The organism is Shewanella nanhaiensis (assembly GCF_019457885.1).
Classification (GTDB): domain Bacteria; phylum Pseudomonadota; class Gammaproteobacteria; order Enterobacterales; family Shewanellaceae; genus Shewanella; species Shewanella nanhaiensis.
In genome coordinates this window covers 1-12,129 of the sequence record NZ_JAHZST010000020.1, presented here as the reverse complement: position 1 = coordinate 12,129, position 12,129 = coordinate 1, and the positions used below count along the sequence as shown (strand labels likewise).

11 protein-coding genes are annotated in these 12,129 nt (G+C 43.9%); 5 read left to right on the top strand and 6 right to left on the bottom strand.

The genetic code is table 11. The features are described from left to right. Positions 1-39: 39 nt before the first annotated feature. Positions 40-1,203, bottom strand: coding sequence for an acetyl-CoA C-acyltransferase FadA (gene fadA / locus K0625_RS20810; RefSeq protein ID WP_012322670.1), 1,164 nt, complete (start codon positions 1,201-1,203; stop codon positions 40-42). 21 nt (positions 1,204-1,224) lie between these two features. Further along, entirely contained in the window at positions 1,225-3,375 is a 2,151-nt protein-coding gene (gene fadB, locus K0625_RS20805) for a fatty acid oxidation complex subunit alpha FadB (protein ID WP_220111400.1), read from the bottom strand. A gap of 267 nt (positions 3,376-3,642) precedes the next feature. Between fadB and pepQ the strand changes: the two genes are divergently transcribed. The 4 genes from pepQ to hemG (K0625_RS20785) all read left to right on the top strand — a co-directional run bounded on the left by pepQ (position 3,643) and on the right by hemG (K0625_RS20785) (position 7,838). Continuing rightward, positions 3,643-4,962: a Xaa-Pro dipeptidase gene (gene pepQ, locus K0625_RS20800; protein ID WP_220111399.1), complete on the top strand. Its 1,320-nt coding sequence runs from the start codon at positions 3,643-3,645 to the stop codon at positions 4,960-4,962. A gap of 142 nt (positions 4,963-5,104) precedes the next feature. Continuing rightward, positions 5,105-5,740, top strand: a complete 636-nt coding sequence (locus K0625_RS20795) for a YigZ family protein (RefSeq protein WP_220111398.1) — start codon at positions 5,105-5,107, stop codon at positions 5,738-5,740. Between the two features lie 89 nt (positions 5,741-5,829). Beyond that, entirely contained in the window at positions 5,830-7,287 is a 1,458-nt protein-coding gene (locus K0625_RS20790; RefSeq protein WP_012322674.1) for a TrkH family potassium uptake protein, read from the top strand. Between the two features lie 23 nt (positions 7,288-7,310). Further along, positions 7,311-7,838 (top strand): menaquinone-dependent protoporphyrinogen IX dehydrogenase, encoded by a 528-nt coding sequence (hemG, locus tag K0625_RS20785; protein WP_220111397.1) that lies wholly within the window; start codon positions 7,311-7,313, stop codon positions 7,836-7,838. Positions 7,839-7,918: 80 nt separating this feature from the next. On the opposite strand, the gene K0625_RS20780 is transcribed toward hemG (K0625_RS20785), so the two are convergent. Further along, entirely contained in the window at positions 7,919-8,224 is a 306-nt protein-coding gene (locus K0625_RS20780) for an ArsR/SmtB family transcription factor (RefSeq protein ID WP_012322676.1), read from the bottom strand. 196 nt (positions 8,225-8,420) lie between these two features. On the opposite strand from K0625_RS20780, the gene hemG (K0625_RS20775) reads away from it, so the two are divergent. Continuing rightward, the gene (hemG, locus tag K0625_RS20775; protein ID WP_220111396.1) at positions 8,421-8,960 is read left to right on the top strand and encodes a menaquinone-dependent protoporphyrinogen IX dehydrogenase; all 540 of its coding nucleotides are present in this window, start codon (positions 8,421-8,423) and stop codon (positions 8,958-8,960) included. A gap of 94 nt (positions 8,961-9,054) precedes the next feature. Here the strand turns inward: hemG (K0625_RS20775) and K0625_RS20770 are convergent, their stop codons facing one another. From K0625_RS20770 to K0625_RS20760, 3 genes are all read right to left on the bottom strand, one after another. After that, the gene (locus tag K0625_RS20770) at positions 9,055-9,501 is read right to left on the bottom strand and encodes a hypothetical protein (protein WP_220111395.1); all 447 of its coding nucleotides are present in this window, start codon (positions 9,499-9,501) and stop codon (positions 9,055-9,057) included. Between the two features lie 719 nt (positions 9,502-10,220). Continuing rightward, positions 10,221-10,844, bottom strand: a complete 624-nt coding sequence (locus tag K0625_RS20765; RefSeq protein WP_220111394.1) for a hypothetical protein — start codon at positions 10,842-10,844, stop codon at positions 10,221-10,223. Between the two features lie 123 nt (positions 10,845-10,967). Beyond that, entirely contained in the window at positions 10,968-11,741 is a 774-nt protein-coding gene (locus tag K0625_RS20760) for a hypothetical protein (protein ID WP_220111393.1), read from the bottom strand. Positions 11,742-12,129: the final 388 nt, after the last annotated feature.

Here is a 12,129-nt window from a genome sequence, read left to right as displayed (position 1 = left end):
ATATCGATTGGGTATTAACGCAATAAAATCTATCCAGATCTATGGGCGTTCAAATACGGTTGCGATACCTTGTCCTAGACCGATACACATGGTTGCTAAACCATATTTTGCATCTTTGGCTTCCATCAGATTGATCAGTGTTGTCGAGATACGAGCGCCTGAACAACCTAGTGGATGACCTAGCGCAATAGCGCCACCGTTAAGGTTAATCTTCTCATCAACCACATCCATCAAACCAAGATCTTTAACACATGGTAGAGACTGAGCGGCGAAGGCTTCGTTAAGCTCGATAACATCGAGATCATCAATTGTTAGGCCTGCACGCTCTAGCGCTTTCTTTGTGGCAGGTACTGGGCCGTAACCCATGATTGCCGCATCACAACCAGCAACAGCCATTGAGCGAATGCGTGCACGGATAGGTAGGCCTAACGCTTTGGCTTTCTCCTCTTCCATAACTAGCATGGCTGATGCGCCATCAGAGAGAGCCGATGAGGTGCCTGCGGTTACTGTGCCGTTTGCTGGATCGAAAGCTGGGCGAAGACCCGACAGTGATTCCATTGAGGTCTCCGGACGGATCACTTCGTCATGCTCAACCTTGATCAAAACGCCGTTAGCATCATGACCTTCGACTGGGTGGATCTCATTTGCAAAGCGACCCTCAACCGTTGCAGCGTGAGCACGTTGATGTGAACGTACTGCAAACTCATCTTGCTGTTCACGGCTAATGCCATGCATCTTACCCAGCATCTCAGCGGTAAGACCCATCATGCCTGAGGCTTTCGCGACATTGTTAGCAAGACCTGGGTGGAAATCGACACCGTGGTTCATCGGGACGTGACCCATGTGCTCGACGCCGCCAATAATGAAGGTATCACCTTGGCCCGTCATGATGGCACGTGCCGCTTGATGTAGGGCATCCATAGATGAACCACATAGACGGTTTACGGTAACAGCACCAGCCTCTTTCGGAATGCCAGCAAGTAGAGCGGCATTACGAGCGATATTGAAACCTTGCTCTAAGGTTTGCTGTACACATCCCCAAATCACATCTTCGATATCTTTTGGATCTAGTTTTGGATTGCGAGCCAAGAGGGCTTTCATTAACTCTGCAGAGAGTGTCTCTGCGCGTACATTTCTAAATACTCCAGCCTTAGAACGGCCCATGGGAGTACGGATGCAATCTACGATAACTGCTTGTTTCATTGTTCTATTCCTTCCCACTTATTAAGCTTGATAGTAGCTGCCATTATTAGCGGCGAGTTCGCGCATCGCATCAGTCACTTGGTATAGTCCACCTAAGTGGGCGTACTTATCAGCAAGTGCGACGAAATTAGCGACACCCATGGTATCGATATAGCGGAATACACCACCTCTAAATGGTGGGAAGCCAAGACCAAATACTAGCCCCATATCAGCTTCTGCAGGCGTTGCGATAATCCCCTCTTCGAGACAACGAACTGTTTCGATAATCATAGGGATCATAGTACGAGCGATAATCTCATCGGACTCAAATGCCTTTAGTTCACCAAACTCTGCGCCAAGTAGCTCATAGCTCTTTGGGTCGAGATCTTTCTTTGGTTTGCCGCGGCGGTCTACTGAGTAAGCGTAGAAACCTTTATTGTTCTTCTGGCCGAAACGCTCTGACTCAAACATGATATCGATGGCATCTTTGCCATCTTTACCCATGCGATCAGGGAAACCTTCAGCCATTACTGCTTGAGCATGATGACCGGTATCGATACCGACAACATCAAGCAAGTATGCAGGACCCATAGGCCAACCAAACTGCTTCTCCATCACTTTATCGATTGCCGCGAAATCTGCGCCATCGGCGAGTAAGCCGCTAAAGCCAGCAAAGTAAGGGAAGAGTACGCGGTTTACGAAGAAGCCTGGGCAATCATTAACAACGATAGGTGTCTTACCCATCTTACTGGCATAAGCCACGACCGAAGCGATAGTCTCTTCAGAGCTGTTTTCGCCACGAATAACTTCAACAAGTGGCATCTTATGCACTGGGTTAAAGAAGTGCATTCCACAGAAGCGTTCAGGCTTCTTAAGACTCTTAGCTAGCAGGTTGATTGAGATGGTTGAGGTGTTTGATGTGATGATGGCATCGTCACTGACATTTTGCTCAACTTCAGTAAGCACCATGGATTTTACTTTTGGATGCTCGACAACGGCTTCGACCACAACATCGACATCTTTAACTGGTGCGTAGTCCAGTGTTGCGGTGATGTTGTTCAGTACTTTAGCCATCTTCTCTGGTGTAGAGCGGCCACGCTTAATTTGAGCGGCTAATAGCTTAGATGCTTCGCCTAGGCCAAGATCAAGCGCTGGCTGTGCGATATCTTTCATCACAATTGGTGTGCCTTTGCTGGCACTCTGGTATGCGATACCACCACCCATGATGCCTGCACCAAGTACAGCTGCACTGTCGACATTTTTAGCTAACTTACCGGCTTTCTTAGCTTTGCCTTTGACTAGTTGGTCATTAAGGAAGATACCGATTAGTGCCTGTGCTACGTCGGTTTTAGCGAGCTTGATAAAGGCTTGATGCTCGACCATTAATGCGTCAGCGCGTTCACTGCGAGCAGCTTGCTCGATAACGCTAATCGCTGTCATCGGCGCTGGGTAGTGTTTGCCAGCAATCTTAAATACCATGCCCTTAGCGGTGGCGAATGACATCATAGCTTCAAGCTTAGGTAGGTTTAGCGGAGCCTGCTTTTTGGCGCGGCGTGCCTGCCAATCTAACTTTTCAGTTAAGGCTTCTTTCAATATGGCGATAGCCGATGCTTCTAAATTCTCTGGGGCAACAACTGCGTCGATAGCGCCAACTTTAAGAGCGGCTTCTGGTTTATGATCTTTACCCGTCGTGATCCACTCCAGTGCGTTATCGGCACCAATAAGGCGAGGCAGACGAACTGTGCCACCAAAACCTGGAATTAATCCTAGCTTAGTTTCTGGTAGGCCAAGCTTGGCTGTGGTATCTGCAATACGGAAATCCGTTGCGAGTACGGTTTCAAAACCGCCACCCAGTGCAAAGCCATTAATGGCTGAGATAGTGGGGAATGGCAGGTCTTCAATCTTATTGAAAACAACGTTTGCTTCAGCAATCCAAGGAAGAAGTACACTCTCCTCTTGAGCAAATAGACCGAGAAACTCAGTGATGTCAGCACCGACAATAAAAGCGCCTTTTCCTGAAGTCAGAACTAGACCTTGAATATTCGTGTCTTGCTTAATTGCGTCTAATGCAGCATTGAGTGAGTCTATTGTCTCTCTGTCTAGTTTATTGACAGAGCCGGCAGCGTTAAAGCATAACCGAGCAATATTGTCTTCAAGTAACTCAACCTGAATCGTAGGACTTTGGTAGATCATTGCTTGCTTCCTTTTGCGTGATACCCGTCTTAGAATGTTGTGACTGTAGGGTCTGTTTACCCGGGTAATTTCTCTATCTCGCCTTAGGTCATCATCTGACCAGTTGCTGTCAGTGTGCGACGAAATCAAATAAATTACAACACCCAATTTAAACACTTGTTTGATTGTTGCTTAAGTAGAGTGATTTTTATGCTTTATGTTAAACTGTTTTTAGTTACAGATTTGCTTCCGATTTAAAGAATTAGAATTAATAATAGGATAAAAGATATGGATCAACTGGCTAATCATTTTAAATCTCACATAGCAGAATTAAATCATCGTGTTGCTGAGATTATCTCCCGTGAAAACCTCTCAGGTTTAGTGATCCATTCCGGTCAACCTCACCGTCAGTTTCTTGATGATATGGACTACCCCTTTAAGGTGAATCCGCACTTTAAAGCTTGGCTACCTATTTTAGATAATCCTCACTGCTGGTTATTGGTCAATGGACGAGATAAACCACAATTGATCTTTTATCGCCCCGTTGATTTTTGGCACAAGGTTGCCGACCTTCCTGATGCTTTCTGGACAGAACATGTGGAGATAAAACTGCTCACTAAAGCCGATAAAGTGGCTGAACTTTTACCAAGTGATATCAGTCAGTGGGCTTATATTGGTGAGCACTTAGATGTGGCTGAAGTACTTGGATTTAAAACCCGTAATCCAGATGCTGTGATGAGCTATCTTCACTATCACAGAGCAAGTAAGACACAATATGAGTTGTGCTGTTTACGTAACGCAAACGAGATAGCTGTTAAGGGTCATCTTGCTGCTAAAAATGCCTTCTTTAATGGTGGGAGCGAGTTTGAGATCCAGCAGGAGTATCTGACTGCAACAAATCAGGGGGAGAATGAGGTACCTTACAGTAATATCGTGGCCCTCAATGAGAACGCTGCTATTTTGCATTACACCAAGTTAGAGAGTGTGCGCCCTGAGAGTAGAAACTCCTTCCTTATCGATGCTGGGGCTAACTTTTTTGGCTACGCTTCAGATATCACCCGTACTTACGCTTTCGAAAAAAATATCTTCAGTGAGCTTATTGAGGCCATGGATAAGATGCAACTTGAGATCATCTCTATGATGCGCCCCGGTGTGAAGTACGTGGACCTGCATATTGCAACTCATCAAAAACTGGCCAAGATATTAGTCGATTTCGATATCGCCTCAGGGGATCCTCAGTCACTAGTGGAGCAGGGCATTACCAATGTTTTCTTCCCCCATGGACTAGGGCATATGTTGGGGCTTCAGGTTCATGATATGGGGGGATTCCTCCATGATGAGCGCGGCACCCATATTGCCGCTCCTGATGCACATCCATTTTTGCGATGTACACGTACATTAGCCGCAAATCAGGTGCTGACTATCGAGCCGGGTCTTTATATCATTGACTCTCTGCTAAATGAGTTAAAACAGGATAATCGTAAGAAACAGGTGAACTGGCAGACTGTTGACCTTTTGCGTCCATTTGGTGGGATCAGAATTGAAGATAATGTCATCGTTCATGCTGATCAAAATGAGAATATGACTCGTGATTGTGGCTTAAATTGATCTGCTTCGCACCTCAATTTTAGTTCACTGCGTGGCGAGCAGATTATTGTTTAAGAGATGGAAGTTATCTCGTTGGATTTGATGTGTATTGGCATAAAGAATGGAAATTATTGCATGTATGTTTTTAAAGTGGTGAGCGATATTGACTGACAGTTATCGGATCCCGTCGGCTGAATTGATTATAGAGGAGGAGATAAAGCATAGTCGCTTTATCTCTTTTCTTTTTCACTGCCAGTCTTACGAAGAGCTTAAGTGTGCACTCACTAACATAAAAGCTGATTACCCTGGAGCTAACCACTATTGCTATGCTTTTGTCGCTGCTGAGCCTGATAATACCGTCGCTATGGGCTCCAGTGATGATGGTGAGCCATCAGGTAGTGCTGGTCGTCCTATGTTGGCGACTTTGCAGGGTGCCGATGTGGGTGAGATAGGTGCCGTTGTGGTGCGTTATTTTGGTGGTACTAAGTTAGGTGTTGGTGGATTAGTGAGAGCATATAGCTCAGGGATAAAACAGGGGCTGACTCAGCTAGAGACTCAGTTAAAACAGATCCGTTATCCCGGCTTACTTGTATGTGATTATGGCCAGCTTAAAGATGTTGAGTATCTATTAGCGCAATATGATGGCGTGATTGAGGAGCGGGACTTTATGGAGAAGGTGACCCTCAACTTTGCGATCCCTAAGCGGTTTCAAACTGAATTAAACCGTGACCTAGCAACCATGAGCCAAGGGCTTTTAGCGGCTAAGTTTGATTTTCAGAAGAGTGATTCAACCCATTAATTTGTTTCTGTGATGGGTTACCATTTTGTGAGAAACTAGCATTCGTGGCCGAATTGCCACCTATGGAAAATGGACGTGATAAAACCTGAATGCAATATAGAACAATAATAAGAATCACTGGATTCTTAATGGGACTCTTCTCCCTATCACTGCTTCCTCCAGCCTTGGTTGCGGTGATCTACAAAGATGGTGGTGGTACCGCTTTTATCCAGGCTTTTTTTCTCAGTCTCTTTTTAGGCTTCCTGCTCTGGTACCCTAATCGTAGACACAAAAAAGATCTTCGAACTCGTGAGGGCTTCTTGCTGGTCGTGTTGTTTTGGGCCGTATTGGGATCTATCGGTGCAGTGCCATTCATCTTCACGAATCAACCAGATCTGAGCATAACCGACAGTTTTTTTGAATCCTTCTCTGCACTCACGACCACAGGGGCGACTGTGATTGTTGGTCTGGATTCTCTTCCTAAGGCCATTCTCTTCTATCGACATCTGCTGCAGTGGCTGGGTGGCATGGGGATCATTGTACTCGCTGTGGCCATTTTGCCTATGTTAGGTATTGGGGGGATGCAGTTATACCGGGCCGAGATGCCTGGACCTGTAAAAGATAGCAAGATGACCCCACGTATTGCCGAAACCGCTAAGGCGCTTTGGTATATCTACTTTGCGCTGACTATCGCCTGCGCCGTGGCTTATTGGCTGGCAGGGATGGATGTGTTTGACGCCATCTGTCACTCATTCTCAACCATAGCCATAGGTGGCTTCTCTACCCATGATGCCAGTATGGGTTACTTTGATAGCACTGCGATAAACATGGTTTGTGTGGTGTTTCTATTGATCGCTGCGCTTAATTTTAGTTTGCACTTTGCCGCGTTTACACGGCGGGGGATCAACCTGAAGATCTACTTTAAAGATGCGGAATTTAAAGCCTTAGTGATAGTGCAGTTGGTGCTCACGGGGATCTGTTTTGGTGTGCTATACCACTCGGGGATCTATGACTCCCCCGAGCAGACATTAGATTTCGCTCTATTTCAGGCGGTATCTATCTCGACGACGGCAGGTTTCGGTACCGAGAGCTTCCATATGTGGCCGCTGTTTCTTCCTATGCTACTCATCTTCTCCAGCTTTATCGGTGGCTGTGGTGGTTCTACCGCTGGCGGCATCAAGGTGATACGTATGATCTTGTTGTTAAAGCAGGGCTCGAGAGAGTTAAAGCGTCTTGTCCATCCCAGAGGCATGTTCTCAATCCGTATCGGTGATAAGGCCCTGCCAGATAGAATTATCGATGCTGTGTGGGGCTTCTTCTCAGCTTACGCTTTGGTATTTGTGCTCTGTATGCTGCTATTGATGGCGATGGGAATGGATAACATCACAGCATTTAGCGCCACCGCGGCTTGTCTTAATAACCTAGGCCCAGGCCTTGGTGAAGTGGCGAGTAATTATGCCAGTATAGGTGATGGTGAGAAGTGGGTACTGTTAATGGCCATGCTGTTTGGTCGGCTTGAGGTGTTCACCTTGCTCGTGCTGTTTACCCCTACATTCTGGAAAAACTAGCAAACACTACTTTAGGATTATTGATGAATAAGACGCTTATTATCTACTCGACGGTTGACGGACAAACCCGTGCAATTTGTGAGTTAATGAAAGGGGTAAATCAAACCGCTGAAAGTGAGGTGACATTGGCTTCACTTGAGGAGGCCAAAGCGTTGAGTTTGGCTGACTTTGACAAGGTGATGATCGGTGCCAGTATTCGATATGGTAAGCACAGGCCTGAACTTTATCAGTATATCAATAATCATCATGCGGTACTGAGTGCCAAGCCCAATGCGTTTTTTACCGTGAATGTAGTGGCAAGAAAGCCTGAGAAAAACACTCCAGAAACGAACCCCTATATGAAGAAGTTTCTTGAGCTATCGCTGTGGAAGCCTCAGCAGTTAGGTGTCTTTGCCGGTAAAATCGATTACCCAAAATACCGTTTTTTTGATAAGACCATGATACGTTTTATCATGTGGATGACTAAGGGGCCCACGGATACATCGGGCACTTATGAGTTTACCAACTGGCAGCAGGTTGAGGAGTTTGGCAAGGCATTTGCCGATAGATAGATTTTGATTTTCACCTATAAAAAAGCCTGCTTTAAGCAGGCTTGCTTGTTTCTAGAACTGCTAATTCCAGTGGTTCATCGTTAAGCGCAGTACTGCTTATGCAGTATGGAGATCACTTCTGTGACCTGCTCATTTTTAAGCTTATAGAAAACAACCTGAGAGCTCTTGCGTGTAGAGACAAGATCTTGTGCCCGTAACACAGCTAAGTGTTGTGATAGTGCAGACTGGCTTAGCGGGACAGTTTCATTCAACTCAGTGACGCTATATTCATTCTCAAGTAATAAACATAAGATCATCAAGCGGTAGGGATTGGCGATCGCCTTTAGCCACTTTGCTGCATTTTCTGCATTAGATACCATAGCATCTACATCGATTTCTTTTTGCATAGGGTGACTCACTCCTAGGATTAGCCAATTCTAATTGAGTTGTTCTGTAATGACAATGATACCGACCCTAGTCGAGATCTCAATTTTGAGTGTAAATTATATGAGCTAGCGCTAATTTGTGATCAATTATCCTGTTTATTCTTCGACAGACTGAAACAATATAGGAAGCTATCAAGATTATAAATTAGGCATATGAATGAAATCTATTCTCGTACTGTATTACTCCCGAGGCGGGCATACCGCTAAAATTAGTCGTGCCATTGCTGAGCATATTGAACACCAAGGCCATAAATCTCGGGTGATGCATATTAGCGAAGCGGTAAAAGAGGGGCTAGATTGGGCCAAGTATGACAGCGTCGCACTGGGAGCTTGTGTCATGTATGGCAGCTACGATAAAAGTGTTTTTGCGTTTACAACCGAGCATCAAGCCGCCCTTAGTGAGAAACCAAACAGCTTCTACAGTGTCAATGTGGTGGCGCGTAATCCAGAAAAGCGTGTGCCTGAAAACAACAAGTATCTGCAGAAGTTTATTGAGCTTTCACCTTGGAAGCCAAACGATGTCAAAGTGATTGCTGGTAAGGTCGATTACCCCTCATGGCGCTGGTGGGACAGACTCGCTATTCAGCTCATCATGAAGATGACGGATGGACCAACTGATCCTAAATCAGTTATCGATTACACCGACTGGGATGACGTTAAGCTTTATGCTGAACATCTGATCCGTTTGGCTGATTAGTTATACCAACCAGTATAAGAAAGTGATCTACTCAGAGTGTTTTTTGGAAAACTAATTTAAGGTGAATGATGGAGCTGGGGAGCCTTTTTCTTGGTTACTTTCCAGTTCTTCTCAGAGATATATCACCGCTGATGATTTCGGCGCGCTCACCTATGATGTTGATAAGTTTTGCTTCTATGTGCATCGACATAGGAAAATTCATATCTGGTTGCTTGATTATCACCTCTGCATAGGTTCTGTGCCGATTAGATAGGAAATAGTATCTTCCATCCCATACACAGTCGAAGTAGAAGTTAGGCTCGCTTAGGTTGATGTTCTCCAATCTGTTTTTTGAATTAACGAGGTAGCTCTCTGTGGTGATAATACTGCAGCGGTTTTGCTGCGAACCGTCACTGAACTTGTAGATAAGCGCAGGTTTGTTAGCCAGCTTTCCTTCGCTGCCCCCTAGGTAAGTGGTGAGTTCAATAACGGTGGCGTGTGTCTTTATCGGTAATAAGATAACTGGGAATATTATTGAGGCCGTTCGAAGCAGAGATGGCATTGTGAGCTCTTTTCCTCTTGCTAGATTTCAATTGGGTCTATTTAAAATCTCACTAGTGTATAGAATGCTCTTAGATAGTGCTTTGTGCAATATCTTATTGATATCAGAGGCTTAATTTGTAACTTCTAATTCAGGAAGAACTTGTTCTTGATGAACGATGAGGTCGATATAAGGTTGGATATGGTTGGATATGGTGGTACTGGGGAACTGATTGGCTTGGAAATCACTGAAAACTTGATCTTGGTTTCTCGGAAACTCTCCCTTGGATTAAAGTTCTACTGGTTCTTTAGTGGGCCTTCGAATGAAGTCTGATTACATTTTTTGATCTGATTCATTTGACTAGTTTGGTATTGGGGGGGGATTGAAGGTCATTCCTTCATTTACAATCAACTGCCTGCTGCAGGCTTATGTGCAAGTAATCTCTCGGTACGCTGTAAACCCGTCCATGGGCGCTCTACGATTTCATCCCTGAAATCGAAGTCCTCGAGCTCACTTACACCGGATAATTTATCTCTTCGATTTGGTTTTACTTGGTAGGATTTAGTTACTCACTATTGCTAATGACATAGCTATCTATAATGATAGATCTTGAGTTGTAGCTGGTTAACATACAAAACAGTGGCCAATATTTTTGTCCACTACATTAATCATAATTAGGCCGAACATGGCAAGGGAAGCCAGAACGCTGGTGTAATTGATACTGATTGACTCGTTGCTGGTTAAACATTTTTCGCAGCGATTATCATAGCTTTTTTGACATGTATAAAAGGCTCTTTGTTGCACACATTGAATATTTCAGTAGAAATCAATTTACCGAAATATTCAAACTCTTCATTATTTGGCGACTTACCATAATAGCTCTGAGCTAAATTAATCAACTTATTGGCCAGTACATCATCGGTGGCAATATATGTACCGTATTGATATAGATTCGGAATGGATTCAAATTCCTTCTCACCAAGGTATACGCTTCTAGAGTCTTCCATAAATTGATGGCATAAGTACTCATGAGACAGATCTAAACTAGTAATATCGTGTGACTCTTGTATAACAGCTACACCCAGTCTCCTTTCTACATCTGAGCCGTCATGTGATTCTTCTAAAAAACTATCATAAGCAGTTACAGGCCAAAGCATTGCTTTGAAGAACAGTGTAGTGTGGTTGGCATAAAAAGCTGTGCGTGATAAGGTTGTGGTTTCACACCAGAAAAAACCTTTGAAAAATCCTTCGTTTTCTACACAGTCAATTTTACGGTCAATTTCGTAATAGATAGTCATACCAGCTGTACCCCAAAGCCACACTGATACAATGACTACCCCCAATGTTTGAATAAACTTAACCATGAATAATATCCATTTCACGACTAAAGAAGTGAGTACAATTTTAGTCGATGATAAAGAAAAGCCTTATAAAGTTTGTGGTAAATAGAAGCATGAATGGATCAGATTTCTAGACATTGACTGGTATCAATTGGTTTTAATACTGAGAAAGACTTTGTGCTCGGCATTTGTGATAAAAGCGCACTGTATATCGGCAACTATAACTTCAAGCGTTTCAACAATTTTCACCGGGTTTGACAAGGTAGGTTCCCCCCATTTTGAAGTCCCTCCTTTGACGTAATAAGGATGTTTAGGCTCAATTAATACTGCAGACAAGGCTGTTTCTTTAAACTTTTTCGCTATTTCAGGGCTAACATTAGCGAAAACACCAATGACATAAGAGCGATCTACAGAGCGGCCATTAGGATAAGGTGTTACAAGTATATCGGCTCCATAAGCAGCTTTTTTATCGAAAATTGCCTTTGTTGTGCGTTCAATAGCCGAGATCTTAGTTTTAACCCCAAAGCTATTTTGACCTGTGTAGGTACCTTTACGCTTATCTTTTGACGACACTACAACATCTATGTTGTCGGAGGAGTATTCAACTTGATCTAAAAAGTTACTGCCATAACCAAAGATTCTAGAATACTTAGTTCTCTTGTTATCAATAGCATAGGATTTAATCGATAGCGTTTTATTGTCAGCATCATAGGTCAATTGGCTAGGATCGAATGATGTGTAGACAAAAAACTTTTTGTTGATTTTATTAGTTGCCACGGTGACTCGGTTATTGAAGGCCGCTGTGGTTTCATACTCATCTTTCAAGTTTGGAATGGTCTTAAGTTGTGAGGCAATATCATCGAAACTTTCAATGTTGATGACATTTTGTAAATGCTCAGAGCAGAGATCTGCATGAGCCATTGTTAGTGAAGGTAGCAGGTAGGGAATTGCTATCCACATAGAAGTAAAGTGCATAATCGGCCTCTACTTGTCATGAAGTGTTGTTACCTAAGTAAGAAGTATAGAGGTTAGCTAGGCATTTACTTACTAAGACTTGGATAAGCCAGAAACAAGGTTGACCGGCGGAGTGTTGTGGATTCTATTGCGGATAAAGGGGTCGGAGCGAATTAGGAAATTAAGATACTTTTTCTAATCAATATCAGCTTAATTCAACTCAATGCACTAACGCATTAATAAGATGGTACGCCCCAACCTAGTGTTAAACTCCAGTTTGTCTGGTTAACAAAGAAGAGGTGGTCATCATGTCTAACTTTCGCGTTATAGGGATTGATTTAGGTAAAAGCACATT